Annotated in this window: 28 protein-coding genes, 3 tRNA genes and 1 pseudogene; 17 read left to right on the top strand and 15 right to left on the bottom strand. The window is 38.0% G+C overall.

The genetic code is table 11. The features are described from left to right. Window position 1 precedes the first annotated feature (1 nt). Together ACZ5YP_RS04030 and ACZ5YP_RS04025 are read right to left on the bottom strand one after the other, a co-directional pair. Entirely contained in the window at window positions 2-232 is a 231-nt protein-coding gene (locus ACZ5YP_RS04030; RefSeq protein ID WP_464834502.1) for a FeoA family protein, read from the bottom strand. Window positions 233-312: 80 nt separating this feature from the next. Then, window positions 313-963 carry a metal-dependent transcriptional regulator gene (locus tag ACZ5YP_RS04025; RefSeq protein WP_464834501.1) on the bottom strand — a complete coding sequence of 217 codons (651 nt, stop codon included), beginning with the start codon at window positions 961-963 and terminating at the stop codon, window positions 313-315. Between the two features lie 89 nt (window positions 964-1052). Here ACZ5YP_RS04025 and ACZ5YP_RS04020 point away from each other — a divergent pair, with 89 nt between their 5' ends. Then, complete coding sequence (locus ACZ5YP_RS04020; protein ID WP_464834500.1) at window positions 1053-1259, top strand: 5'-nucleotidase; 207 nt, start codon at window positions 1053-1055, stop codon at window positions 1257-1259. Window positions 1260-1320: 61 nt separating this feature from the next. Here the strand turns inward: ACZ5YP_RS04020 and ACZ5YP_RS04015 are convergent. The 4 genes from ACZ5YP_RS04015 to ACZ5YP_RS04000 form a co-directional block, all read right to left on the bottom strand. Continuing rightward, a tRNA-Cys gene (locus ACZ5YP_RS04015) sits at window positions 1321-1422 on the bottom strand. A 445-nt stretch (window positions 1423-1867) separates the two neighbouring features. Beyond that, the gene (locus ACZ5YP_RS04010) at window positions 1868-2905 is read right to left on the bottom strand and encodes a PhoU domain-containing protein (protein ID WP_464834499.1); all 1038 of its coding nucleotides are present in this window, start codon (window positions 2903-2905) and stop codon (window positions 1868-1870) included. Between the two features lie 188 nt (window positions 2906-3093). Continuing rightward, window positions 3094-3182, bottom strand: a tRNA-Val gene (locus tag ACZ5YP_RS04005). A 47-nt stretch (window positions 3183-3229) separates the two neighbouring features. Continuing rightward, on the bottom strand, window positions 3230-3868 hold the full coding sequence (locus tag ACZ5YP_RS04000; protein ID WP_464834498.1) for a haloacid dehalogenase: 639 nt from the start codon (window positions 3866-3868) through the stop codon (window positions 3230-3232). A gap of 92 nt (window positions 3869-3960) precedes the next feature. On the opposite strand from ACZ5YP_RS04000, the gene ACZ5YP_RS03995 reads away from it, so the two are divergent. Further along, window positions 3961-4047 (top strand) — tRNA-Tyr (locus tag ACZ5YP_RS03995). Window positions 4048-4170: 123 nt separating this feature from the next. Here ACZ5YP_RS03995 and ACZ5YP_RS03990 read toward each other — a convergent pair. After that, window positions 4171-5220 (bottom strand): MBL fold metallo-hydrolase, encoded by a 1050-nt coding sequence (locus ACZ5YP_RS03990; protein ID WP_464834497.1) that lies wholly within the window; start codon window positions 5218-5220, stop codon window positions 4171-4173. Window positions 5221-5225: 5 nt separating this feature from the next. Then, window positions 5226-5915, bottom strand: a complete 690-nt coding sequence (locus ACZ5YP_RS03985) for a CopG family transcriptional regulator (protein ID WP_464834496.1) — start codon at window positions 5913-5915, stop codon at window positions 5226-5228. Between the two features lie 80 nt (window positions 5916-5995). Here ACZ5YP_RS03985 and ACZ5YP_RS03980 point away from each other — a divergent pair, with 80 nt between their 5' ends. From ACZ5YP_RS03980 to ACZ5YP_RS03970, 3 genes are all read left to right on the top strand, one after another. Continuing rightward, window positions 5996-6844: a TatD family hydrolase gene (locus ACZ5YP_RS03980; protein WP_464834495.1), complete on the top strand. Its 849-nt coding sequence runs from the start codon at window positions 5996-5998 to the stop codon at window positions 6842-6844. 267 nt (window positions 6845-7111) lie between these two features. Then, window positions 7112-8098, top strand: coding sequence for an AIR synthase family protein (locus ACZ5YP_RS03975; protein ID WP_464834494.1), 987 nt, complete (start codon window positions 7112-7114; stop codon window positions 8096-8098). 27 nt (window positions 8099-8125) lie between these two features. Beyond that, window positions 8126-8653 (top strand): hypothetical protein, encoded by a 528-nt coding sequence (locus tag ACZ5YP_RS03970; protein WP_464834493.1) that lies wholly within the window; start codon window positions 8126-8128, stop codon window positions 8651-8653. A gap of 17 nt (window positions 8654-8670) precedes the next feature. Here the strand turns inward: ACZ5YP_RS03970 and ACZ5YP_RS03965 are convergent, their stop codons facing one another. Next, window positions 8671-9297 (bottom strand): Snf7 family protein, encoded by a 627-nt coding sequence (locus tag ACZ5YP_RS03965; protein ID WP_464834492.1) that lies wholly within the window; start codon window positions 9295-9297, stop codon window positions 8671-8673. A gap of 230 nt (window positions 9298-9527) precedes the next feature. Between ACZ5YP_RS03965 and ACZ5YP_RS03960 the strand changes: the two genes are divergently transcribed. After that, window positions 9528-9815 (top strand): hypothetical protein, encoded by a 288-nt coding sequence (locus ACZ5YP_RS03960; protein ID WP_464834491.1) that lies wholly within the window; start codon window positions 9528-9530, stop codon window positions 9813-9815. 128 nt (window positions 9816-9943) lie between these two features. After that, on the top strand, window positions 9944-10165 hold the full coding sequence (locus ACZ5YP_RS03955; protein WP_464834490.1) for a hypothetical protein: 222 nt from the start codon (window positions 9944-9946) through the stop codon (window positions 10163-10165). Here ACZ5YP_RS03955 and ACZ5YP_RS03950 read toward each other — a convergent pair. Then, window positions 10145-10723 (bottom strand): hypothetical protein, encoded by a 579-nt coding sequence (locus ACZ5YP_RS03950; RefSeq protein WP_464834489.1) that lies wholly within the window; start codon window positions 10721-10723, stop codon window positions 10145-10147. The genes ACZ5YP_RS03955 and ACZ5YP_RS03950 overlap by 21 nt on opposite strands. Window positions 10724-10796: 73 nt before the next feature. Between ACZ5YP_RS03950 and glmS the strand changes: the two genes are divergently transcribed. Together glmS and ACZ5YP_RS03940 are read left to right on the top strand one after the other, a co-directional pair. Continuing rightward, entirely contained in the window at window positions 10797-12617 is a 1821-nt protein-coding gene (gene glmS, locus ACZ5YP_RS03945; RefSeq protein ID WP_464834488.1) for a glutamine--fructose-6-phosphate transaminase (isomerizing), read from the top strand. A gap of 185 nt (window positions 12618-12802) precedes the next feature. Further along, window positions 12803-13904, top strand: a pseudogene (locus ACZ5YP_RS03940) (tryptophan--tRNA ligase). A gap of 67 nt (window positions 13905-13971) precedes the next feature. Here the strand turns inward: ACZ5YP_RS03940 and ACZ5YP_RS03935 are convergent. Further along, on the bottom strand, window positions 13972-14628 hold the full coding sequence (locus tag ACZ5YP_RS03935) for an orotidine 5'-phosphate decarboxylase / HUMPS family protein (protein WP_464834487.1): 657 nt from the start codon (window positions 14626-14628) through the stop codon (window positions 13972-13974). Between the two features lie 57 nt (window positions 14629-14685). Between ACZ5YP_RS03935 and ACZ5YP_RS03930 the strand changes: the two genes are divergently transcribed. From ACZ5YP_RS03930 to ACZ5YP_RS03905, 6 genes are all read left to right on the top strand, one after another. Continuing rightward, a complete protein-coding gene (locus ACZ5YP_RS03930) occupies window positions 14686-15435 on the top strand; it encodes a 5-formyltetrahydrofolate cyclo-ligase (protein WP_464834486.1) in 750 nt (249 codons plus the stop codon). Between the two features lie 128 nt (window positions 15436-15563). Beyond that, window positions 15564-16520 (top strand): quinolinate synthase NadA, encoded by a 957-nt coding sequence (gene nadA, locus ACZ5YP_RS03925; protein WP_464834485.1) that lies wholly within the window; start codon window positions 15564-15566, stop codon window positions 16518-16520. After that, window positions 16505-17365, top strand: coding sequence for a carboxylating nicotinate-nucleotide diphosphorylase (nadC, locus tag ACZ5YP_RS03920; RefSeq protein ID WP_464834484.1), 861 nt, complete (start codon window positions 16505-16507; stop codon window positions 17363-17365). Before nadA ends, nadC begins: the two co-directional genes overlap by 16 nt. Beyond that, on the top strand, window positions 17362-18183 hold the full coding sequence (nadX, locus tag ACZ5YP_RS03915; RefSeq protein WP_464834483.1) for an aspartate dehydrogenase: 822 nt from the start codon (window positions 17362-17364) through the stop codon (window positions 18181-18183). Before nadC ends, nadX begins: the two co-directional genes overlap by 4 nt. A 73-nt stretch (window positions 18184-18256) precedes the next feature. Continuing rightward, entirely contained in the window at window positions 18257-19372 is a 1116-nt protein-coding gene (locus ACZ5YP_RS03910) for a polyprenyl synthetase family protein (protein WP_464835947.1), read from the top strand. 28 nt (window positions 19373-19400) lie between these two features. Next, on the top strand, window positions 19401-19649 hold the full coding sequence (locus ACZ5YP_RS03905) for a DUF504 domain-containing protein (protein WP_464834482.1): 249 nt from the start codon (window positions 19401-19403) through the stop codon (window positions 19647-19649). On the opposite strand, the gene ACZ5YP_RS03900 is transcribed toward ACZ5YP_RS03905, so the two are convergent. Further along, window positions 19646-20932 (bottom strand): Glu/Leu/Phe/Val family dehydrogenase, encoded by a 1287-nt coding sequence (locus tag ACZ5YP_RS03900; RefSeq protein WP_464834481.1) that lies wholly within the window; start codon window positions 20930-20932, stop codon window positions 19646-19648. The two genes, ACZ5YP_RS03905 and ACZ5YP_RS03900, sit on opposite strands and share 4 nt — an antisense overlap. 209 nt (window positions 20933-21141) lie before the next feature. On the opposite strand from ACZ5YP_RS03900, the gene ACZ5YP_RS03895 reads away from it, so the two are divergent. Beyond that, window positions 21142-21690 (top strand): cysteine hydrolase family protein, encoded by a 549-nt coding sequence (locus ACZ5YP_RS03895; RefSeq protein WP_464834480.1) that lies wholly within the window; start codon window positions 21142-21144, stop codon window positions 21688-21690. Here the strand turns inward: ACZ5YP_RS03895 and dph5 are convergent. Together dph5 and ACZ5YP_RS03885 are read right to left on the bottom strand one after the other, a co-directional pair. Next, window positions 21687-22451, bottom strand: a complete 765-nt coding sequence (gene dph5 / locus ACZ5YP_RS03890) for a diphthine synthase (RefSeq protein ID WP_464834479.1) — start codon at window positions 22449-22451, stop codon at window positions 21687-21689. The two genes, ACZ5YP_RS03895 and dph5, sit on opposite strands and share 4 nt — an antisense overlap. Before the next feature lie 6 nt (window positions 22452-22457). Then, window positions 22458-23831 (bottom strand): hypothetical protein, encoded by a 1374-nt coding sequence (locus ACZ5YP_RS03885; RefSeq protein ID WP_464834478.1) that lies wholly within the window; start codon window positions 23829-23831, stop codon window positions 22458-22460. Window positions 23832-23923: 92 nt separating this feature from the next. Here ACZ5YP_RS03885 and ACZ5YP_RS03880 point away from each other — a divergent pair, with 92 nt between their 5' ends. Continuing rightward, window positions 23924-24712 (top strand): isopentenyl phosphate kinase, encoded by a 789-nt coding sequence (locus ACZ5YP_RS03880; RefSeq protein ID WP_464834477.1) that lies wholly within the window; start codon window positions 23924-23926, stop codon window positions 24710-24712. On the opposite strand, the gene ACZ5YP_RS03875 is transcribed toward ACZ5YP_RS03880, so the two are convergent. Next, window positions 24709-25134: a hypothetical protein gene (locus tag ACZ5YP_RS03875; RefSeq protein ID WP_464834476.1), complete on the bottom strand. Its 426-nt coding sequence runs from the start codon at window positions 25132-25134 to the stop codon at window positions 24709-24711. The genes ACZ5YP_RS03880 and ACZ5YP_RS03875 overlap by 4 nt on opposite strands. Window positions 25135-25194 lie beyond the last annotated feature (60 nt).

Here is a 25194-nt window from a genome sequence, read left to right as displayed (position 1 = left end):
GTTATTCAACTCTTACAAGTATTTTTCTAGCAATTCCTCTACCAAGAGATATCTCGGCGCTTCCAACTCTAACGATTATTGGTCCAGTACCTCTATTGAAAACGACTTCTAAGTGGGTTCCGGGTAGAATACCCATCTGGTAGAGTCTACGACGCCATCCTCCCCCATGAATTTCAAGTATTGTTACGACCCTTCCTTCTTTCACAGTATCCAAGCTTGTAGTATTCTCCATAAGTACCACCGTTAATAATTTTAGACATGTCTAAACTTATATATTTTTAGACAAGTCTAAAATTATAGTAGCCTAGATGTCTAGGAGGAGAGATCGCTACATTCTACAACAATCAATCTAGCTATTCTCCTCGGTACTTGGATTTCTCTATTACTTAATTCAATTATTATTGTATCAGAGTCTTTTCCCAGGATTTTTATAGAAGAGCCAACTCTAATAGAGTTTTCACTGGCATATTCTAATACTATTCTTAACTCGCCGAGTAATCTCTTTACAATACAGGTTTTATTATCAGGTGCTTCACTGAGTGTAGTTTTCTTTTTTAATTCATAGTCTACGACTGGGTTTCCATGTGGACAGGTTGATGGTTTACCCAGGTATTCATATATTCTCTCTATTATCTCGCTTGGTAAGTGTTCTAAGTAGTGTGCATAGTAGTGGGCATCTTTATCGTTAAAACCAAGTATTTTTGTTAGAAACAACTCTGCTATTCTATGTCTTCTAATAATTTCTCTCGCTATTTCCCTTCCTTTTTCTGTTAGTGTAACACGATGGTATTTTTCGCGTATAACTAGTCCTCTACTCTCTAGTCTACTAACAATTTTTGAAACAGTTGCATTTGATACTCCGAGTTCTCTAGATATATCACTTGTCTTGGCTTCTCCAAGGGCTTCTTCTAGTCTATAAATAGTTGTTAAGTAGTCTTCTATTCTAGCTGATACACGTGGCATTTAAATACCTCGGATACAAGAGTATTTTAAGGTTAAATACACCTAAGAAATATTTAAACCAAGTATTATTTAAAATGATGGTGCTTATTATGCCCAAGGAAGTAACAAGTAGAGAAGAATTTATAAAGATCACCGAGAGAGCTGTAGAGTGTAGAGTAGTAAAACTAGAAAAAGAAGGAGTAGCAAAAGTTAAAGCTAGAACACCACGTTATCTATACACAATAAAAATACCACTAAACGAACTAGACGAGTTTTTAAAACAATTAAAATGCCAAAACATAAAATTCATTGAATAAAATTTCTTTTCAACAAACCTAAACCTCTCCTTTTCTACTAAATAAACCAAGAATTTATTAGAGCCGGGGGCGGGATTCGAACCCGCGGTAGAGCGGGTGTCTGGGCCCCCTGCCCAGATAAAGCCCTGCAGCCCGCCGCCTTAGACCGCTCGGCCACCCCGGCTTCCAATAAATAACTCCTAGTAAACCAGTTTATAAATACATCAATTGAGGAGTGTGTAGTGGAAGGGCGACCCCGTCTCCCGCTCATCCCGACCGTTTGTCCCTAGAGGTCTTTCCTCTAGGGACTTCCACCTTGCCCACAGTGGTTTTTTGACCACTGTGGGGTCATGGGTGGCGGTTGAGCCCAACGGCACGGGGCTCCCATCTACGGGTAAAAGCCCTAGAGGGCTTGGAGCATTGCTCCCATCGCCCCAACCAACAACAAAACCACCAACCAACCCTAATAAGCTTTCTGCCCCGGGACTCGGGGTTGTTGCGAGAGCAACCGGGGCTTCATGTATAGATATCTCGTTTACGAGTTTTTATTTTCGCCTTGTTGAATTCTACTATAAGTTTAACTACATCTAGGAGAATGAGAGAGTGTGTGAAAAATAATTGTTTTTTATCTACTTTACGTCTAATTCGTTGGTTTTTGCTATTTTAATATTGAGAACTGATTCTGCTATTCCATTTGAATATCTTGCAATTCTCTTAACACTGTCTAGTATTAGTGTTGCAATTACTTTTTCTTTGATGTCTATTGGTGCTACTACTATTTTATTGTATAATATATCTTCGAGTGTTTCAACAAATTGTTTTGTCTGGTTTATTACCTCTTCTGCCTCTCTCCTACTTAGTGTATAGAGGGAATTCATTGCCTTATTGAAGAGTTCTGCGTCTTTAACTAGGTAGTCTGCTATAAGTGGTCCACTATTTCTCAATCCTTGTATAGCAATAACTCTCTTAGCAATGTTTACTGCGTGGTCTGCTATTCTCTCTAGGTTTCTAGCTATAATTCTATAGCTCAACGCCTCTGTTACATTTGATAATCCAAGTTCATGTTGTATTTTAATGTCTAATAGAGCCATTGAAAGCTCGCGTGCTATCATGTGGTGGAATCTATCTGCTTCATCATCTCTCTGTATTATTCCATGAGCTATGTTTAAATCACCTGTTTTTAAGAGTTCAATGGCGTCTTGAAGCATACTGTTTACTATTAAGTGTAGTCTCTTAATCGCATTTATTAATGGTATTTCCTGGATGTTTAGTAGTACCTTAAATGTTATCGTATTATATGTTTCCTCGACGACTTCTATACCTGGAAGCTTAATTCTAACTAGGTTTTTTACATCACTTATGAATTTTGCTAGTTCTGGTATGTTTTTATCAAATACTACATTTATGATATTGTAGCCTGTAATGTACGCTCCTAGTATTGAACGGAAAACTTGTGAGACATCAACACCTGGATAAACCCTTATATTTATTCTCAACTGGGCGGGTTCTACGTTTGGAGGTATTAATACTAGTTTATCACCGAATTTCTCGACGAGTATATAGTCACCACTCTTTAATTTAACAGAGTCAACCCACTCTTTGGGAAGTGTAATTATATACGATGATGAACCAGTTCTTTGAACACGTCTTTTCTCTATTCCAATCATTAGAGTTCACCCACATATATGAATATATTTGTCTTTATCTCACTTAATAAAATAAATTAAAGCCTTATATATTCTTACACTATGTGTCAATATATTTGTTTCCATAGATCAAAAAATACTCTTTACAAGTAAATACGGATCAAAGGATAGTATAGATGTTACAGAAGCAAGATGGGATAAAAAGGGAGTGGGCCCGCGGGGATTTGAACCCCGGACCTCCGCCTCTCCCAGCAGGGGCTTGTAAGGGCGGCGTCCTACCAGGCTAGACGACGGGCCCCTAGCCACCCAGTTTTATTAAACGAGTGTTTATGGGTTTAAAAAACATTATCTTCGGGATTTCTCTATACATCTAACTGAGTTTTTAGTGTTGAGGATTAATACTCGTGTATCTTCTATTAGTCTAGAAGCAACATCTACTTTGTGCCTTAATCCAGGTGTTAATGCATCTGGATAGTCGAGTTTTCTTAGTTCTGAGTATATGTATTCCATGACCTCTAAGTATTCTTCAGCCTCCTCTATTTTTAGCTCGTCTAGTAGTTTAATTACGTATCTACGTATTTCTCCAATTAAATCTCCCAGTCCCTGGAGGTATGGAACTATAGTTACTTCTAACTCGCTAATTGAAGGAGTAGAATGCTGTGTTATTATAGAGTAGAACATGTAGGCTTCAACGTATTCACCAAGACAGTTGTAGACAAGCCCCGAGTACTTTAAATCTGGGTGGTTTTCAACTAGTTTATTTAATTCTCTCACTAGCTCTCTAGCTTTAACTAGTAGTTCTCCAGCCTGACTCCACTCACCCCGGTGAACCATGTGTACAATACTCCCCGCAAGCCTCGTTATTTCACGTGATAATTTAATAACTTCTTCTCTCACAGCATCTTTTTCACTCAGCAACCTCTCTACAAACTCTAAGTCTTTTTGTAAAACAATGAGATTTTTCCACTTCTCACTAGTTGACACGTATAGCACCCCGTAGTTTTTTATTGTTGGAAAACATAGAAAACTTTTAAAAAACCCTTGTAAAAATGAAGATAATTGGTAGTGTATTCTCTCCCGCCGTAGCTCAGCGGAAGAGCGCCCGGCTGTAGTGAGGGGGTGCAGCCACCGGGTGGTCGGGGGTTCAAATCCCCCCGGCGGGATTTCAAATTGTTTTTATGAGGAATTAAGTGTCGGATCGGCTCTTCTACATCACTATTCAGATTCGCGGTTGCTCTTCATCCAGTAACTAATTAATCAATTGCTTCTTAAAATCTCCTTTTCATTCAAGGCATTACAGTGGCGCAGAACCCTTTTTCTATTAGTGCTGTTTTAAGTGGTTCTGCTTCGCCGGGGCGGAAGCCGTCAACTATAACTAGTTGTGGATTTGATAATTCAACGTATTTTAATAAATCAGTATAGTCTGCGTGGTCGCTTAGAGATACTACATAGGTGTAATCATCTACTTTTGTAAATGGTTCTCTAGTGTAGCGGCCTGTTAAAACAATGTGTAATCCTCTACCATCTAGTCTTCTACTCTTCGCTAGATTAAAGTGTTTGAAAACAATGTATTTCGTGTTGTTATTATTGTTTATAAACTCGTTTTCCCTGTAGAAAACACCATAGTTAAATCCATATTTCTCTACGAGGAGCTTTGCAGCCCTGTATACTTTCTCTGGGAGGATAAAAGGGTTTGATACACCAGCATCTCGGAGAATACTCATTACTTCTTGCATTTTACCGTGGTAGGCATATATGTAGACTCGTTTATACTTGTCAAGCCCTTCTAAGACAAGGTCTACTAGAATTTGTGGAATGCTCTCTTTAAACGGCCTTGAATAAATGGGGCTTCCATAAGTAGCTTCAATAACTAGTACATCGGGGTTTTCAATAACCTCTGTTCTACTTGTTAATTTAAAATCACCAGTGTATCCCAGTGTGATTTTTGGTTCTTCTAGTTTAACTAGTACTTGTGAAGATCCTGGTATGTGGTCTGCATTGAGTAGTGTTATTTCGTCTCCATTGATTTTAAACGACTCGTGGTATTCAAGCGGCTTCTTTTTCAATTTATAGTGTGGAAGCAGGTCTTTGTCTACATAGTTGAGTACTTCTGCTAAGTCTAGTGTTATAGGTGTTGCAATAATGTATTTTGAATACTTTATGCTTTCATTTAATCCTATTAAGTGGTCTGAGTGTGCGTGAGTTATAATTCTAACTGGTGTTTCCGCGAATCCATCTATTGCAATGTTTCTTCCAAATACTATTGCACCAGTAATTAGTATTTTGACGTTTTCCAAGTATTCTCTGTAGTTATAAATGCATAGCTGGCTTGTCATACTCGTCAACCATTACTTTCCTCTACAAACCTCCACTTCTTAGACTTGGGGTCGAAGTATATAGCGTTGTCTAAGTAGAGAGCTCTCCACAACTCGTAGCCAGGGCTTCCGAGTATACTAGCTATTTCTTCTTCTTTATTAGTAGATATCTCATTTAGTTTTTCTTTGAACTCGCGCCAGTAGTCAGGGTCGACTGCAATTCTCTCTTTACTTAGTTTGATTATTATAGCTCCCATTCTCTCGAAGTATGCAAATAATCTGTCGCGTTGTATTCTAGGTGGTAGTTTACTCTCAAATAATACTTTTTCTTCTCTCAGCCTTTCAATACCGGTTTTACGGGGAGTGATTGCTTCACGTGGTTTTTCTTCGTGGATTTTCTTTATTGATTCTTCTAGGTTTTTTACTCGTTGATCCAGGTCTTCTATTTTCTCGTAGATTTCTATAACCTGCCTCTTTAAATTCTCGATGACTGCGAGGTTTTTGTTTAACTCGTCTTGTATATATCTTTCAAGTCTAGATTTCAATTTTTCTAGTTCATCTACTTGAATTCTACCTCTAATAGAACTAGTTAGAATTGAAAGAATGTATTCTTCAATACTTGCAAAACCTTCTCTCCTAGCCTGGTTTTCCAGCTGGGTGTATAAATCCTCTGGTATTTTAATTCTCAATTCCCGTTGTGTTTTACTCTCTTTCATAGTAAATATCCAAACTCTTTGTATTCAGGTTAATTATGGATAATACCTAGATTTAAACACAGTTTATAGAGGTGTTAATCATGCTTTATAGTGATGCACACTTACATGTAAACCCTGTAAAGGGGTTTGGAGCGAGCAAGATAGCCAAGAAGTTTAAGAGTATAGGTGGATGGTTTATCTCTATTGTTAGTCTTCCACCTTACCACTATGGATTTACAGAGCCGAGTATTGAATCATATAGGAGAGTACTCGAAATCCTCCAGCGAGAAGCAAGTAGAGCTAGAGAACAGGGGTTGGAAGTAGCTGTCTTTATGGGTTTACACCCAGCTGAAATAGACTACTACTATAAACAAGGAGTTAAACCAGATAAACTAGCAGGACTAGTCGACCAGGTATTAAAACTCATTGAAGACAGTATTAAAACAGGAGTAATAAATGGAATAGGTGAAGTAGGCAGGCAACACTATGGTACAAGCCCCGAGAGATTTGTCTTCGCAGAGACTATTATGGTGAAAACACTTATACTAGCAAGAGACTATGATGTACCAGTTCAACTCCACACTGAACAAGGAGGTTTTGCAACTGCATACTCAATTAGTCAACTTGCAAGTCTCGTAAAAATACCTTTATCAAGAATAATACTACACCATGCAAACCTAGAGACAGCCAGGTGGACTGAATACTTTGGAATACCATTTACAGCTCCAGTGAGACATTTCGATGAAAAATACGCATCTCACAAATGGATTAACTGTATGATTGAATCAGACTTTATAGACGACCCCGAGAGACCAGGGGTAGCAGCATATCCATGGGAAATACCAACCGTTCTAAACAAGCTAATAGAAAAAGGTGTTGTAACAGAAGAACAAGTATACAAGATCATGGTAGACAATATAGCTAGATTATTTAGAGTTAAGCCACCATGAGGTGTATTTCGACGAAGTGTGAAATATGTAGTGTTAATCCAGCAGAATATACTTGTAGAATGTGTGGTAGAAGAGTGTGTAGTGAAGACTACGATGAAGAGGAAGAATTGTGTAAAATATGTAAGACAGCACGGTGCGAGGTTTGTAAGAGGCAATTGGCAATTACTACGTGTAAGTATTGTAGACGCCTAGTTTGCGAAGACTGCTCAATTCAAATATCACTAGTTGAATATGTATGTATTGATTGCTACAAAAAGGTGGTTAAAAATGAAAACAGGTAAACTTCCATGGTTTGTAATGGAGGAACTCTTATCCCTACTACCAATTAAAGACTTAGACGTAGTCATCAGCCCTTCACAAGGAGAAGATGCAGCTGTAATTAGAGTTAGAGATGGATTTCTCGTAGTACACTCAGACCCGATTACAACCGGGGCTAGAAGAGCAGGCTATCTCGCCGTACACGTTGCAGCAAACGACATAGCAGTACGTGGAGTGGAACCACGCTGGTTTCTACCAGTTATCCTTCTACCAAGTAAATACAGTGAAAACGATGTAAGAGAATTATTTCAAGACATGTCGAGAGCACTTAGAGAAATAAATGGTGTGGTTGTTGGTGGACACACTGAGGTAACGCCTGGAATAGATAGACCAATAATAACTATGACTACAATGGGATATACAAGTACAAGAGTTATACTAACACGCGATGCAAGACCAGGCGACTACCTCTACGTAATAGGACGTGTAGGTGGAGAAGGCGCTGGAATCTTAGCATGGGATTTCCAAGAAAAACTTTTAGAGAAAAAAGTAAACTTAGAAACCATAGAGAAAGCTAAAAACTACATATTTGAAATCAGTGTTGTAAAAACAGCTCTCGGAATTAAAGACTATGTATCAGCTATGCATGATGCCACCGAGGGCGGTGTTTTACAAGCAGTTAGAGAACTAGCAGTAGCTAGTGGTAGTAGAGCAATAATAGATATCGATAAAATAAGAATTGAAAAAACAGTTAGCGAGATAACGAGCGCTATGGGAGTAAACCCATTAAAACTCCTGAGTAGCGGGTGTATTGTTGCAAGTGTACCAGCGAGTAGAAGAGAAAAGCTAGAAGAAAAACTAAACAAACTAGGCGTACAATACAGTTGTATAGGAGTACTAGAAAAAGGCTCTGGAGAAGTAGTATTAAAAAGTAGGGGCGAAATAATTGAAGTAGTAGATAAAGACATAATAGACGAAATATATAAATTGTGGTAGTAATTCAACCTGAATTGGTGGGATTAAATGTCAATGCCGATAACACAAGGTCTTGAATTAACAGTTAAAACACTAGACTCTGTAGTCACTAGTATTAGAAACAACGTGTTGAGATCTGAGGGAGCAATAGATAAAAAAGCGATTGGAGCTGTTGCAAGACTAGTTGAATTACTAGAGAAGACGGCGAGTACACTAGAAGCTCTTTCAAAGAAACTAGTCGAGGTTAAAGGAGACTTTGTAGAGATCTCGCCGTTCTTCTATTTGTTTAAGGCTGGAAACAACATAGTATTATTGAGGACAAAACCAGAACACATAGCATTATCATTCAATCTAGATTCAAAAACAATCTCTATTAAAACCAGACAGGGAGAGCTATCAGTATCACAGAGTGGACTAATAGTGAAAGCACGTGGAATAGCCTTTGAAATAACGCCGTTTACACCAGAAGGATTTAATGCTAGAAAAGATGAACTAAGAATTCTACTAGGTATATTCGAGAAAACTGTATACAAGAGGCTTATTCCAAACATCGAGCAAAAAGTTCTTAAGAGATAAATTATTTTTGAAAAACGCTAAGCAGTAGTTGTTTGTCCTGTGCTCGGTGATGGCAGGGCTTTTGGTAGTTCTGGGAATGTTTCTCTTATCTTTTGCTCTGCAACTATTCTTGCTTCTTCTAGTATCTTCTTTGCTTCTGCATCCATACCGACGTCTACGCTGAGACCGAGGTCTGCCATGCTCTCGCCCATTGCTGTTTCTAGTTCTCTTACTGCTACTTGTAAGTCTATCCAGATGTCTGGAGCGATGTTCTTGACTATTCCAAGTGCTTCTCTCATTACACCTATTACTGGTGCAACCTCGTTGATTGCACCGCCATATATCATAAATGTTTCTAGTTTTAGCGAGGCATGTTCTAGTGCATATTGTACTGTTAGTAATTGTTTTGTAATCTTTCTAATTTCGGCTACTTCTTTAGCATACATTTTTGCTCTTAACTCATCTTTCTTTATCATTGCATCAACAATGTTTTCGAATAATATTCTGTCTCTCTCGGAGAGTTTGTCAATGTAGCTTGCTATTTTACCCATAGCGGTTTTTAACCTGTATTGAGCGAGAATTGTCTTTTTCTCTAGTGATTCATTCTCGTTTGTAAAGAGCTTTCTTATTTTGTCTCCAATTGTTTCTTCTCTTCTCCAGGCCATATATCTATCCCGTAAGACCTATGCTTAGAGATTAGCTTTTAAACCATCTGTCTATTGAAACCCGTTATTGTTTGATTAATGTATTAAGAGTCTTCACACCACATATAAGAACTCGTCTAGGCGTGGTATAAATGTTGTAGAGCTCTAGAAATATAAATAAAACTTATAAGCTCAGCAATTATTAATCAGCTACAAGCTTTGATTTCATTATTGAGTAAAGGTGTATTGTTTTGAGTATAGACCAGTACATTGTGTGTTTTGAAAACTGCACGCTTAGACATATTGAAGCTCTTGCAATGCTTGGTTTAATAGTAGAAGCCAAACAAGAAGACTGTGAGAGACCGCGTTTCAAGAAAATAACTGCTACGTTATACGATGGGCGTGTAGTTACATCTACATGCTACCTCGACGAGGAGGTAGCACACTCTCTAAGAATAATCCAAATATACATTGGAGTCGCCAGGAAAAACAACGCTATTGGCAAACTCGCCATAGTTGAAGGCAGAGCTGAAGAATAGAAAGCATAGTAGAAGAAATTTAAACTACTGTAAAGAAACATTAACTTGGATGATGAACGGTATTACCAGTGACTAGTGATCGAGCCCCAAGAACTGAGTAAAAACCAATATGCAGTGGAGAATACGTAATGATTATTACACTCCAGTCAATAACTCTAACTGGAACTCCAGTTAAACCGGGTAAACCACCCCAAATTGACTCATGTTGCGGGTTAATACAGGTTAGTATTGAAGTACTAGTAGTATTGCTACTTCTAGCTTCGATAATCCTCTCAATAACAATATTGATACTTGGAAAACAATTGTTTACTACTAGAGAGGATAAGACACTAGGAAAACACTTCTCTTAACGCTAATTCAACAATCTTACTCCTGGCAAGTTTAACTTCTACTCTACCCCCTAGAATACTCGGTATGTCTAGGCTCTTCTCACTTAGCACGGCGAGAACACTATTTAAATCTATTCTCAACGGGAGGGAACCTGTATACTCGAGGAGGTTTAGTAATTCATATAGTATGTTCTTTCTGTAAGTATATTCATCTAGAATACCGTATCCTCCGAGTTCTCTGATTTTAAAATATCCAAGTAAATATTCTTCTTCTACTCCTTCTTCATAGTAAAATCTCTGCGATGCAAGTATTCTAGATGCTTTATTCAGTGCTAGAGCAGGAATATTGTGTATAACTGAAGCTATACGTATATTTGAATTCATAGAAGAGATTTCACTATATATTCTTTCATGTATTTCTCTGTTAATACCACTCGACAATGTAATAATTACTCTTGGTGTAAGAGTAAACGAGTATGCATTGTTTTCACTGAAATAGTCAACTACGCGTTTAACTAGTTCTAAACGCTCTTTCTCCGGTATTGTTGAATTAATCAATGTAATTGTATACCGCGACATTTCAGACTACTCTCTTACATCTAGATTTAAATTTATATAATAGCTATAATTAAACTAAAACAGGGGGCTTTAATTGGGCGGTATATTCGGTGGTATTTGTAAAACAGGTATTCCACGAGGAGCGATCTTTGAGGGTTTAAAGAGATTAATTTATAGAGGTTATGATGGAGCTGGCGTTGCAATTCTACGTGGTGGTTCAATAGAGGTTAGAAAGGCACCCGGCCACCTCTTTAATGTTGCTAAACAAGTAGATTTTGTAAACATAGACTCTAAGGTCGCTGTTGGACACACCAGGTATGCTAGTAGAGGTTGGCCTGTATATGAAAATACACATCCATTTCTAGACTGTACTGGTAGAATAGCTGTTGTTGGAGATGGTATTATAGAGAACTATGAAGAAGTAAAAACAATACTTGAGAGTAGAGGGCACGTGTTTAAATCTAGAACTGATACAGAAGTAGCTGTTCACCTAGTTGAAGAATACTTGAAACAGGGATTGGATTTAACGAGAGCACTATTGAAGACAGCAAGAGAGTTGAAGGGCAATTATGCATTAGTATTTCTAGTTGCACCGGAAGAGAAACTAGTAGTTATTCAACATGGACAACCAATAGTGGTTGGTTTTAGTGGAGATAAAAACTGTGTATTTGTATCGAGCGACCTACCATCTCTACATGGTTTTGCCGAGTACGGTTACATACTCGAAGATAAAACAATAGCCATTGTTTCACTAGAGGGGCTTCAAGTATTCGACATAGAAACAGAGTCTCTAGTAGACCCGGGCTCGATGCAATTAAAACGTGTAAAACCAGTTGTTGAATACGTTGAAAAAGCTGGTTATCCACACTACATGATCAAGGAGATACATGAAGTACCAGATGCACTGGTTGGAACGACTCTATCAGTAATGGACAAGTATCTCAGACTTGCAGCAATGATTGTAAGTAGAGGAGAAAAAGTCTACGTGGTTGGAACAGGTACCAGTTACCACGCCGCTCTAACCTCAGTATACTACTTTACAGAACTAGCAGGATTAAGTGTTACACCGGTATCCGCAGCCGAGTTTCCATACTCTCTCCTCGAAAGCGTTGAAACAGGTACTGTTTTAATTGCTATTAGTCAAAGTGGTGAAACAAGCGATGTAATAAATACTGTTAAACTAGCAAAACAAAGAGGTGCTGTAATAATCGGTATTACAAACAATGTTGGTTCTAGACTAGCATTAGAGTCAAATGTATATCTCCCAATAGGCGCAGGGCCGGAGCTGGCAGTTCCAGCAACTAAGACTTTTACATCTACACTTGCAGCACTACTCCTACTAGCGTCATATACTGGAGTATTCTCGGGGCTTAGAAAAATAGAAGAACATAAAATCCTAGTCGAGGAAATGAGGAATTACGCAAAGACTCTCAAAGAAACTATTCCATACATCGAAGAAAATGCATCTAGAGTATCAAGAGAGCTAAAAGACGCTATTGGTGCATATGTCGCTAGTAGTGGAATAACATATCCTATAGCAGTAGAAGGAGCTTTGAAGTTAAAAGAAGCTTCTCTACTCCACGCTGAAGGGTATCAATTAGGTGAATTGAGACACGGCCCAGTCTCTATTATAACACAGAGATTTCCAGTTATCCTCATAGAGCCATACGAAGAGCAAGCACACTCACTATACTTGAAAGTTCTAGGCGAACTAGAAGCGAGAAGAGCGAACATTATATCTATAGAGAGCAAGCTTAAAACAAACTATGCTTCGATAATACTACCACAAACACAGAAACACTTCTATCCAATATCTGTTGCTGTAGCACTCCAATTAATAGCCTACTACACAGGTGTAGCGAGAAATCTCCCAGTAGATACACCACCGGGACTAGCAAAAACACTAACTACATAGAACAGTTGTTTTCAATTTTCAAGCTAAATACATGGATTTAATAGGTTTTTAAATCACACTAAATATTGAGCGATGAGGAGTCCTAGTCCAGGTTGACAGGGTGATAGGAAACTCCGGGGCCGAGTCACTAAAACTTTTTACCCACGCTGACTCTAGAGTCAATGAGTAGTGAAAGGGTGTATTGTTTGAGTATAACGCTTGATCCATGGGGACATATGGCAATAGAAGACTATGAAAGGCTACTCGTTGAATTCGGTATTAAACCAGTGAGAGAACTGCTAGCACAATACAACTTAGACCACAAGTACTTTACACGTGGAGTAATATTTGGCCATAGAGACCTTGATTTATGGTTAAACTCTTATCTATCTGGTAAAAAAGTAGCTGTATTAACTGGCTTCATGCCCAGTGGAGATCCACATCTTGGTACAGCAATGGTATACGAAGAACTAAAATACTTCCAGGAGAAAGGAGTATTTGTCAAGATAGCTATTGCAGATGCCGAGGCATATGCTGTTAGAAGAGAAGATAGGTCAATGGTGGTTAATAGAGGACTAGACTTCATAGCACACGCTATTGCGTGGGGTATAGACCCGGAGAAAGCGGGTTTCTACTACCAGACAAACATGGATAGTTCCTACTACAGGTTAATACAAATGTTTTCAAGAAAAATAACAGAAGCTGAGATGAAAGCTATATATGGAGATCTCTCGCCAGCAAAAATAATATCTGCACTAACACAGGCAGCAGACATACTCCACTTACAACTAGACGAGTATGGAGGATACAAGTACATATTAGTCCCGGTTGGAGTAGACCAAGACCCTCATTTAAGATTGACGAGAGACCTAGCTGATAGATTTGAAAACGAGCTCGGATTAACTAGGCCGGCTTCGATATACCATAAGCTACTAAGAGGTTTAGATGGAAATAAAATGAGTAAGAGCAGGCCTGAATTCGCTATACACTTAACAGACCCTGTTGAAATAGCAGAGAAAAAACTGATGAACGCGTTAACGGGTGGTAGAGCTACAGCAGAAGAACAGCGAAGACTTGGAGGAGAACCATTAAAGTGTACTATCTTCGAGTTATATACATATCACTTGGCAAGAGATGAAAAAGAATTGAGGGAAATATATGAGGACTGTGTCTCGGGTAGAATACTATGTGGGCAGTGTAAGAGGAGAGCAGGCAGAGAAACTAAAAAGCCTCCTCGTCGAGCATCAAAAGAGATATAGAGAAATAAAGAGCAACGTAGAGAAATATGTGAAAAAACCATCATTCTAAGAAGTAAATCTCTTATATCTACTCTCTCGGGTTTACATAGAAGAGTAAAAATAGCTATCAACTACTCTTATAAAACACCCATTTCTCTAAGAATATCTAGTGTTGTTTTCTCTGGGTTTTCAGCTTTTGTAATAGCTGATCCAACAATTACCACGTCTACCCCTCTCTCCACTAGTCCTTTTATTACACCTGGTTTGAGGCCTCCAGCTACTCCGACTCTCACACCTAGTTCTTCTTTTGTTTTCACGGCTTCTCTAACTAGTTCTTCGCCTGTTACACCTCTAAGTCTCTGGACGCTTATACCTACATGGAAGAGTATTACATCTGGTTCATACCTCGCTATTTCAACTGCTCTCTTGTATGGTTCTCTAACTCCAATTAAGTCTACTATGAGTGCTCTACCATACTCTTTCTTTGTATCACTTGCTTCTTTCAATGTCTCTTCATCTGCTAATCCAAGTACCGTAAAAGCGTCTGCTCCTGCAGAATAGACTATTTTCGCCTCTATTGAGGGTACATCCATGGTTTTAGTGTCAGCTACAAGGTAGCACTTTGTTATTTCTTTGAGTGCTTTAACAGCTATTCTTCCCCATGCTTTAATCAATGGAGTTCCCGCTTCTATCCATATATGCCCGCATTTTGTTACAGCTGTAATTCTTGAGGCTATGTCAACTGCTTTTACTAGCTCGTCGAGGTCTAGTGCAATCTGTAAAACCGGGTACACTCTACCACCACTTTCATTTATAGTAGAACATAGATAAAAAACAATATGGGAGAATGAATGAGTGAATCAGATAGTAGTGTGAAGAAGATTAAAGATGAGATTAGATGGAGAATATGGAGACTCCTAGAAGAAACAAATACAGCTGCTTTTCCACGCCCGGTTTACGGTAGAATACCCAACTTCAAAGGAGCAGATATAGCAGCTAGATTTATAATTGAATTAGAAGAGTGGAAGAAAGCTAGAGTAGTAAAATCTAACCCGGATTCTCCACAATACCATCTCCGTCTACAAGCATTGAGAGAAGGTAAAATACTAGTAATGGCTTCTCCACGTCTACTCAACGGGTTTATATTAATTGATCCGGCGAAAATACCACAAAGTAAACTCTCACAAGTAGCTACAATAGCAGGTGCGTTTAGGTATGGAAGACTGGTTTCACTTAGAGAAATACCCATAATAGACCTAGTAGTAACAGGCTGTGTAGCAGTAAATGAAAAAGGTGTTAGACTGGGTAAGGGTGGAGGGTACTCAGAGCTAGAATATGGAATACTACGAGAACTCGGATTAATAGACGAGAAAACTCCAATAGTTACAACAATACATGATCTACAAGTAGTTAAAGACGAAATACCACTAGAAATACACGACTACACAGTAGACTATTATGCAACACCAACAAAACTCTACAAACCAGACTCGAAATACAAGTATAGACCTAGAGGAATATATAGAGAGCTATTAACACCTCAACTAAGAGAACTACGCGTTATAAAAGAACTATTTGAAATAACGGGGAGAAGTAATTAAATAAACTCGTTTACTAGCTGTACACTCCACTAGTTTTCAAATCACTCTGTGAGTTGTTTTAAAGATAATGGAATTCTAATCTCTTTAAACTGGTAATGCGTTAATTTTTGTAATTGGAGAACGAACACATGTTCGGTGATCACATAGTGGACAATTTAATTCAAGAAATCAAGAAGTTGAAGAAAGAACTAGACGCGGTTATACTAGTACATAATTACCAATTACCCTCAATCCAGGATGTAGCAGACTATATTGGTGACAGTTTAGAACTATCTATTAAAGTTGCAGTTGAAGTAAACGCGAAGTATATTGTCTTCTGTGGTGTTGACTTCATGGCTGAACAAGTAGCTGTAATAAATCGAAATGCAATTGTTTTACACCCTGATCCAAGCGCTCAATGCCCAATGGCAAATATGATTACACTTGAAGATGTACGTAGAGCTAGAAAGCAATATCCCAATACACCAATTGTAATGTATGTTAACAGCCCAGCTATTGTAAAAGCAGAGTCAGACTACATTGTTACAAGTGCTAATGCCGTCAACGTCGTCAAGGCTATTGATAGTGATGTAATCATATTTGGACCAGATAGACACCTAGCTGAATACGTTGCAGAAGTAACAGGTAAAACAGTTATTCCAATTCCACCCAATGGACACTGTCCAGTACACGTAAAATTCAACCCGTTTGAAATCACTAATTTGAAAACTCTATATAGAGATTCCATATTCATTGCCCACCCAGAGTGCACGGCCGATGTAAAGAAACAAGCTGATTTCATTGGTAGTACTAGTCAAATGATTAAATTTGTTAGAAACTGCCAGTGTAAACATGTTCTTGTAGGTACAGAAATAGGTTTAATCTATAGATTGGCCAGAGAAAACCCTGATAAAGTATTTATTCCTGCTTCTACGAGTGCAATATGTCTAGACATGAAGAAAATAACTATTGAAAAAGTCTATAGGAGTTTAAAAGACAAAGTCTATAGAGTTGAAGTACCAGAAGAAATAGCTCGTAGAGTCGTCAAGGCAATTGAAAACACATATAGAGTTCTAGGGGTTGAACCACCATGGTCGAAGAAGTAATATACAATAAACTACTAGAATTCATTGAAGAAGATATGCCATTTGGAGATCTTACAACAAATATACTAATACCAGAATCTACAACTGTAAAAGCACGTATTGTTGCTAAACAAAAAGGCATTGTAGCATGCATTGAAGAAGTAGTGTACTTTATGCGTAAACTAGGTTTAGAAGTAGATCCAAGAGTTAGAGATGGAGAAGAAGTAGACAGGGGAAAAACAGTAATAGAGGTTGTAGGGCCGGCACGAACAATATTAAGTATTGAAAGAGTTGTATTGAATTTACTAATGCATTGTAGTGGAATAGCAACAGAAGTTAGAAAACTAGTTGAACTAGTTAGAAGAGTAAACAACAGGGTTAAAATAGCGGCAACACGGAAGACCCTACCCGGCCTTAGATACTTTGAAAAGAAGGCGGTTCAAGTTGGTGGTGGAGATGCGCATAGATACTCTCTATCAGACGCTGTATTAATCAAAGACAACCACATTAGCATTATTGGTAATTTAGAAGAAGCAATTAAAACAGCTAGAAGCAAAACTAGTTTTATCCATAAAATAGAAGTTGAAGTGTCAACGGTAGAAGATGCTATTAAAGCAGTAGAATACGGCGTAGATGTAGTAATGCTTGATAATATGAAGCCGGAAGAAGTAGCTAGAGTTATAGAAGAACTACGTAAGAGAGGGTTGAGAGATAGAGTTTTAATTGAAGTATCTGGTGGAATAACACCCGATAACATTTTAGAATACGCTAAACTAGACGTAGACGTCATTAGTTGTGGATACATTACAATGTCGAGTAGACATATTGATATGAGTTTAGACATAGTTGAGGTGGTTAAAAAGTGAAAATAGCCGTTCTTGGATGTGGAGCAATAGGATCAATAATAGTTGAAAGCATATGTAGTGGAGAAATTAGAAATGCTGAATTAACAGCTCTAATGGACATATACCCGGATAAATGCGAGAAAATACTAGAAAACTACTGCCCCACGGTAAAAGCCAATATAAGTATTTGTAGAGACCTAGATTGTATGTTTAACTCTAAACCACAACTAGTAGTAGAAGCAGCATCACAAAAAGCTGTAGAAGAATACATTCCTAAAATACTATCACGAGGAATAAACACCGTCATACTTAGCGTGGGTGCTCTACTCGATGAAAACACTCTCCAAGAGATAAAACAGGCTTGTATGAAGAGTGGAAGTAGAGTATACATACCCACAGGTGCAATTGCCGGATTAGATGCTGTTAAAGCTCTTTCAAACAAAGGAATTAAGAGAATCGTTCTTAGAACATATAAAAACGCATATTCGTTTGATAAGAATACTCTTGAAAAACTTGGCTTCAAGGAGGTAACTGCGAAGACAAAGATCTATGAGGGTAGGGGAGATGTAGCTGTAAAACTATTTTCAGCAAATGTAAACGTTGTTGCTGCGCTATCACTAGCCGCTGGAGTAATTCCATGGGTTGAAGTATATGCTGATCCAGAATTAAAGAGAAATATTCATGAAATAGAAGTTGAAAGCAATGTATCAACAATCTATATAAGAGTAGAGAATACACCACATCCTCTCAATCCAAAAACAAGTTATTTAGCAGCTCTATCAGCTCTCCAATTATTAAAGAGAATTGTAGTGGAGGAACCAATAGAGGTTGGTACATAAACAAATAATCAACGATCAAGGAAAAAGAATTGAAAAACAACATATTTACTTCCAAGTCTTTATTTACATAGAGGTGTATAAATTGAAATACGAGGGTTTGAGTAGAGAGAAGTTAATAGAATTCGTTGTCCAAGGAGTAAATGAGAGGTTGAAAGCATTCTTCGACGAGCTATATAGAGAAGTAGAATTGGAAGCTATAAAAGCAAGAGATGTAGTTGATGTTGCAAAAAAATTTACATTGAGGGGTGGTAAGAGACTAAGAGCTGTATTAGCACTTGTTGGTTATTGGAGTCGCGAGTGGGGTAGTGGTAGTTTAAATCCAATAATGGATGTTATGGTTGCAATAGAACTACTCCAAAGCTATCTGCTAGTACACGACGACATAATGGATAGAGACGAGGTTAGAAGAGGAGGGCCTACAGCACACGTTGTTTTCAGAGAAATATGCAGGAAACATGGTTGGAGTGATTGCAGTCACTACGGTATATCACAGGCAATTACAACTGGAGACTACTTGGAAGCATTAGCTGTTGGACTACTAGCCTCGAAAAACATTGATCCAGTCTTAGTACCACAACTGGTTTCAACATATACACGTGGACTTAGACTAGTAGCTTATGGACAATACCTAGATGTATTATTCTCTAAACTACCACTTCGAAACGTGGGAGAAGAAGACATTACACTCGTATATAAATTAAAGACATCGTCTTACACAATAGAACTTCCACTACACCTAGGTGCAATAGCATCTGGTAAACACAATGATAGACTGCTACGGGAACTCTCAGAATACGCTAATCCAGCGGGTGTGGCTTTCCAAATAAGAGACGATATTATTGGATTATATGGAGACCCCAGTGTAACGGGTAAACCAGCTGGTAGCGATGTAAAAGGAAAGAAGAAAACACTACTCGTAATTAAAGCATACGAGTATGCTAGTAGCGATGATAGAAAACTCCTCGAACTCGTCTATGATGAAATGAGCGAAGAAGAAATAACAGATGAATACGTAGAGAGAGTTAGAGAAATAGTGAAAACTACTGGTGCACTAGAATACTGTGAAAAAACAATTAAAAACAATGTCGAGAAAGCACTTGGTGCTATCAAAGACTCCAAGGAGATTTCTAGCGAGGCGAGAGAGTTCCTAGAGTGGTTGACTTATAAACTAGCTTATAGAGAGAAATAAAACAATTCGAATATAGTGGAGGGAGTAAATGGGTAGAAAGAGAGGAGAAATAGAGGAATGGTTGAAAAAGATATTTTTTACTGGGAGGAGTAGCGAGTACTTTATATACGTTAAATACAGAGTTGACAACGAGGAGACTCTCAAGCCTATTCCAGGCGAGATCATAATTGATGTTCGTGGAGGATATATATTTACTAAAAACGGTGATCAAATACCGTTTCACAGAGTTGTTGAAATAAGGAGTAAAAAAGGAGAATTGGTTTATAAAAGAGGCTAGATCCAGCCGCGTAGTTTCATTGCTCTTACTACTCTGTCAACAGCTATGGCGTAGGCTGCCATTCTCATTGGGTATTGTGAATACTTCTTTTGCCACTCGTCGAATACTCTATTGAAGTTTTGAGACATCATTTTGTCTAGTCTGTCTAGTGCTTCTTGGTCTGTTAGGAAGCATCCCATTCTGTTGTGGCTCCACTCAATCCAGCTCATTGTTACTCCGCCAGCGTTTGCTAGAATGTCTGGTACTACTACAACGCCTTTTTCATGTAGGATCCTGTCTGCTTCTGGGGTTGTTGGTCCATTTGCACCTTCAGATATTACTTTTGCTTTTACTCTGTGTACGTTTTCAGCTGTAATTACGTTTTCAATTGCAGCTGGTACGAGTATGTCTACTGGGAGTTCGAGTAGTTCCATGTGGTTCTTGGATACTTTTACACCTTCGCCCTTGTAGTTGATGACGCTTCCTGTCTTGTTCTTTACTTCTATCACTTCATTGATGTTTAATCCCTTCGGGTTGTATATGTATCCCTGGCTGTCGCTTACTGCTACAACTATTGCTCCCCACTCTGCTAGGTATTTAGCAGCATACATTCCAACGTTTCCAAATCCATGTACTGCTACAGTTTTGCCTTCTACTCCGCCAAGAACTCTCTTAGCTGCTTCTCTTGCTGTTAGTGCTACTCCATATCCTGTTGATACTACTCTAGCATATAATCCACCGAGGTCTACTGGTTTAGCTGTTACTACGCCCCATGCATATGATGGTTGACCAGTGATTTTTGCGTATTCGTCGTAGTACCAAGCCATTACTTGTGGATTAGTGTAGACGTCTGGTGCTGGAATGTCTAGGTCTGGACCGACGTCTTTAGCTAGTGCGGCAAAGTACTTTCTACTTAGTTCTTCTAGTTCTCTCTGTGAGAGTGTCTTGGGGTCTACTCTAACAGCTCCTTTTCCACCACCATATGGTATTCCAGCTAGAGAGTTCTTCCAAGTCATCCACATTGAGAGAGCTACAGTTTCACCTGCAGTGGCGTTGGGGCTGTATCTAATACCTCCTTTGTAGGGTCCTAGAGCACTATTGTGCTGGCTTCTCCATCCAACATATGTTTCTACTTTGCCATTATCTCTCTTGACAGCAATTTTTACTTGTACTAGTTTTTCAGGGTGTCTAAGTACTTCAACGTATTCATCTGGTAGTCCTAGGATTGAAGCTGCTTCTTTTAATTGTTTAACAGCCATTTGGTAAACCGGGTCGTTTTCATATAGAGTTGCATATTCGGACATTTAATACGCACCCGACTCAAATATAATGAAGTCAAGAGTTTATAAATTTATTGATAGGCGAATATGCAAGTATATATGGTATATATTGATCACTAAAATATACAGAGAAATCAGCCCTCACACGGCTCTTCATATAATCCGAACCGAAGTCGCTCATCATCAAAAAGAATAATAGTTTTAAACCCTATATACTTAAACACGGGGCTTCTATGAAGCCTGCAATACTAGTAATAGATATGCTAAGAGAATTTGTATATGGCCGTTTAAAGAGTCCAAGTGCGCTTGAAATCCTTCCAAGAATAAAGCAAATAGTGGAAAAAGCACGCGAGAAAAACATTCCCGTTATATACTTAGCAGACCAGCACCTCCCAATAGACTACGAGTTGAATATTTGGGGTCCTCATGCGATGAAGGGAGATCCTGAGGCATCTATAGTAGATGAATTAAAACCAGTTGAAAATAGAGATCTAGTTTTCTACAAGAGGTCTTATAGCGGGTTTAGAGAAACAGGGTTAGCATATGTTTTAAGAGATCTCGGAGTAGACACAGTGGTTTTAACTGGGATACATACACATATCTGTGTATTTCACACAGCTATTGACGCGTACTACGAGAGATTTAAGTTGATAATAGTAGAAGACGCTGTTGCAGCGTTTAGTAGAGAAGACCATGAATACGCGTTGAAATACATGGAGAAAGTTCTTGGAGCACGAATAGTAAAGACAAGCGAACTACTTGAATTAATAGATAAGCTCTAGTCTACTCTACACTGTTTTTTCCAGTAGTTAACTATTTCTTCTTCAACAGGGTCTGGCTTCGATGTCACTATTATACTGTGTGGTGGAGGCGGATATTTATAGCTCCCGAGTTTCTCCAGGGTATCAGCACATATTTTTTCATCTCTCCAACCCAGTCTAGCTAGTCCAATAGCTATTCTATCTCTGAGTTTTCCAGCATAGTCTAGTTCGAGAAGTATACTTGTTGCTTCCGGTATGCTCATAGCTTTGTTTTCTTCAATTCTTAGATCTAATAGTACTAGCGTGTGGAGTCCTCTATTCAAGTTATCATAAATTGTTTCAACTGTACTTATTGGTTTAAAGTGTGTTGGATATATAAGTGTAACTATTTTTCCAAATCTATAGGTTTGAAGACCCGTTCTACTATATGCTAGTGTTAAAATAGAAATACCGTTTACTACTTTAAACTCAATATTGTTTTCCATGGCCTCGCTGAGTATTGCATCGTGTGTTGTAGCTATAAAGGGGTCTCCTGGAACAGCTATTACAACCAGTTTTTCTCTTGCTCTATTAATTATTTCTCTAATGGCGTTTCCCTCGAGATCTCTTCTCTTGGCAAAAATAAACTCTGCATTTGAATTGAGGGTTTTAAGGTCTTCGAGAGGGTCTTCATATAGAGAAGTATATGTATCAACATATACTACATCTGCTTTTTTAATCCATTCCACTGCTTCACTAGTTAAATGTCTTAGTGAATAGCCTAATCCAATGAAAACCAGCATTATTCCTCAAGCCCTCGGAGACTGGTTGTCATTGTACTTATATACCAAGTAAACTATGTAGAAAGCCGCTATTGAATAAATCAATATAGTAAACACCATGGTATAGTGGTGTGTAATGGATATAGAGTATGCTGCTTCTCTCACGGCTGGTATTGAACGTAGAAATATAATAAACCCGTATACAAAGTTTGAGGGGTCTGACGAGAAACAATCATATATAAACTTGTCTGCCGGTACCCATTTCCAATCCTCTGCTACAAAGATATAGTCTGAACCCGCAATCAGTGGAGTTGCAAACATGATAAATCCAAATACGAAACTAATTATTGAGTTAATGAATACATAGAGGTTTACAATGGATTTTTTCACTTTTTGATCTCTGAGTAGAGAAGTAAACACTATTAGTGGAGGAGCAGTCCACACCAAGTAGTTTATATTGCCGATTTTATTGAGAAATACTAGTCCAGCTACTAGTAACACCATGTATTTTACAATAATAAAGTATTCATCATTATAGTTTGTTTCAAGCTTCCACCACATATTGAATACTGTAAGTACCAGGTATGCTAGAAACGGTATTATCCATACCGTAGATACTAGTTCAACAATAATGTTCAATTCGTATTTATAGTAGTATAGGGGTATAGCCCATATACTCATATATTGCGGCAGCCTCCTCGCATGGAAGAACAATATTTTATCTAGAAAGGCTGTGGGCGAGGTAATAAAGAATGGAGCTATAAAGACACCGACAGTTAAAACCACGCCTAGTAAAAACTGTTTCAGCTCTCTAATAGCTCTTTTCTTGTAGAGATATAGTACAACAGGGAGTGCTAGTACACCTAGAGTTTGCTTTAATAAACTGGCTAGTGCAAGGTAAACACCTGTAGCAGTATACTTTTTGTATTTAAGACTAGTAATTGCGAGGAGAATAAAGAGACTTGCTGTTAAATCAAACTGGTAGCTTAGAATTAACGAGTACGCTGAGAAAGTAGCAAGCCATAAATAACCAGCTATTCTACCATAATGCCTACGTAGTATAAAGTATATTGTATTAAACGCTATAAGAAGAGGTATTTTGTTTATTACAACCTGGGCTAGTAGGTTTTCACCAAATAACCAGGTTGCAACAGCGTGTGTGAGTACAAAGTGGAATATTGCAAGTGGTGGATAAGCAACTTTTAATTCAGATGTATAGATTTCAAGTATTCTACCAGTTTTAAAGTATTCATTATACCATGCAATAAAGTAATTTACATCGTAGTAGTTCCATCCAATGATCATTAAATAAACATTAATAATGTTTACAACTACTAGGTATATGTATTCCCTCGACAATACATTCCTTGTTTTTACAAGTGTTGATTTAATAGAGTGCAAGTTTTATCCTCCAAAACAACGCGGTTTCAACACGGTTTCAAAAATAAGATTACTTACTAGGATAAATATAATAGATTTCAGGTGTAAAAGTATTGCAGAAATACATATATGTTAAAATCGGAGGAAGCTTTATAACCAATAAAGACAACCCTGTTTCACTCAACTATAAAGCACTCAAATCACTCTACGAGGTTTTAAATAGAATAAATAGCTTAAAGATCATTATGGGTAATGGAGGAGGTAGTTTTGCACACTACACCGTATTAAAACACAGAGAGAGCGGTGGTAGAGAGCTCTTAGTGAAATGCCACGAAGCCACCAGGTCGCTAAATAGAATTATCGTAGACTACTTGGTGAACAAGGGTCTACCAGTTACTAGTGTTCAAACAAGTGCTATAGTATACTATGACGAGGAGAAAAAAGATTTCGACGTCTTCTATAAACCAGTAGAAATCCTCGTAGAAACAGGTATTATACCTGTTCTATATGGTGAGTGTATTCCAACGAAGAGTAAACCAATAGTTTTATCAACAGAGAGAGTGTTTGAACTACTTTCAAGGTATTTAAAACCGGAGAGAATGATCTTGTTGACTGATGTACCTGGAGTCTATAATTGTAATCCCAAGACTTGTAGAAACCCAGAGCTAATTCATAAGATTACGCCTGGAAACCTCGAAGATGTATTGAAGCTTCTAAGAGAAAACGAGAAAGCAGATGCTACTGGTGGAATCTATGGAAAGGTATTGTCAATGAGTAAACTAGCTGTGGAGTTAAAAATAGATGTTGTTGTAGTATCGGGCTTTGATGTTGAATCTGTTATAGAAGCTATTAGAGGCGGTATTCCAAGAAATTCTACTTTAATTACACATAGAGAGGATTAAACAATATAGATTGTAACAACGTTCTTGTTTTCCTCAATGTAAACCTGTCTCTTTCCAGGTATTACAATAGCTACTTCACGCTCACCTATAACGACATAGTCTACTATAAACTGTCCAGACGTGATAATAGTGAGAAATCCACCAACTCGTGTTTTAATACTTCTAAAACTAGCTAAGTGTGTTGAAACCTCATCCTGTGTTTTTACTTGTTCTGGGCACGCTGTATTATTCGACTGGTAGTATAAATAGACTACTTTCTTTTTTCCACTTCTAATTTCGTGAATACTATACCCTGTAACACCAGTAGCTGTAATTATCCTCTGTCTTAACTCTAGTGTTAAACCAGATTCTATTTGAATTACATCTCCTCCAACACTAATTTCTATGCATCTATTTTCCAGTTTCATATAGTGTTTCTGCAAATACCAAGACACCACTTAATTCATTTATATAAGACTTGTTTTTTGTATTTAATTAAAACT

It is taken from the genome of Sulfophobococcus zilligii (genome assembly GCF_055398255.1).
This window is presented reverse-complemented; position numbering and strand designations above follow the sequence as displayed.

Bases quoted from the DNA above. Each gene is read 5' to 3' on its own strand.
- ACZ5YP_RS04030 (WP_464834502.1), bottom strand. From the start codon at position 232: ATGGAGAATACTACAAGCTTGGATACTGTGAAAGAAGGAAGGGTCGTA.
- ACZ5YP_RS04025 (WP_464834501.1), bottom strand. From the start codon at position 963: ATGCCACGTGTATCAGCTAGAATAGAAGACTACTTAACAACTATTTAT.
- ACZ5YP_RS04020 (WP_464834500.1), top strand. From the start codon at position 1,053: ATGCCCAAGGAAGTAACAAGTAGAGAAGAATTTATAAAGATCACCGAG.
- ACZ5YP_RS04010 (WP_464834499.1), bottom strand. From the start codon at position 2,905: ATGATTGGAATAGAGAAAAGACGTGTTCAAAGAACTGGTTCATCATCG.
- ACZ5YP_RS03990 (WP_464834497.1), bottom strand. From the start codon at position 5,220: ATGACAAGCCAGCTATGCATTTATAACTACAGAGAATACTTGGAAAAC.
- ACZ5YP_RS03985 (WP_464834496.1), bottom strand. From the start codon at position 5,915: ATGAAAGAGAGTAAAACACAACGGGAATTGAGAATTAAAATACCAGAG.
- ACZ5YP_RS03980 (WP_464834495.1), top strand. From the start codon at position 5,996: ATGCTTTATAGTGATGCACACTTACATGTAAACCCTGTAAAGGGGTTT.
- ACZ5YP_RS03975 (WP_464834494.1), top strand. From the start codon at position 7,112: ATGAAAACAGGTAAACTTCCATGGTTTGTAATGGAGGAACTCTTATCC.
- ACZ5YP_RS03970 (WP_464834493.1), top strand. From the start codon at position 8,126: ATGTCAATGCCGATAACACAAGGTCTTGAATTAACAGTTAAAACACTA.
- ACZ5YP_RS03965 (WP_464834492.1), bottom strand. From the start codon at position 9,297: ATGGCCTGGAGAAGAGAAGAAACAATTGGAGACAAAATAAGAAAGCTC.
- ACZ5YP_RS03955 (WP_464834490.1), top strand. From the start codon at position 9,944: ATGATTATTACACTCCAGTCAATAACTCTAACTGGAACTCCAGTTAAA.
- ACZ5YP_RS03950 (WP_464834489.1), bottom strand. From the start codon at position 10,723: ATGTCGCGGTATACAATTACATTGATTAATTCAACAATACCGGAGAAA.
- ACZ5YP_RS03930 (WP_464834486.1), top strand. From the start codon at position 14,686: ATGAGTGAATCAGATAGTAGTGTGAAGAAGATTAAAGATGAGATTAGA.
- nadA (WP_464834485.1), top strand. From the start codon at position 15,564: ATGTTCGGTGATCACATAGTGGACAATTTAATTCAAGAAATCAAGAAG.
- nadC (WP_464834484.1), top strand. From the start codon at position 16,505: ATGGTCGAAGAAGTAATATACAATAAACTACTAGAATTCATTGAAGAA.
- ACZ5YP_RS03905 (WP_464834482.1), top strand. From the start codon at position 19,401: ATGGGTAGAAAGAGAGGAGAAATAGAGGAATGGTTGAAAAAGATATTT.
- ACZ5YP_RS03900 (WP_464834481.1), bottom strand. From the start codon at position 20,932: ATGTCCGAATATGCAACTCTATATGAAAACGACCCGGTTTACCAAATG.
- ACZ5YP_RS03895 (WP_464834480.1), top strand. From the start codon at position 21,142: ATGAAGCCTGCAATACTAGTAATAGATATGCTAAGAGAATTTGTATAT.
- dph5 (WP_464834479.1), bottom strand. From the start codon at position 22,451: ATGCTGGTTTTCATTGGATTAGGCTATTCACTAAGACATTTAACTAGT.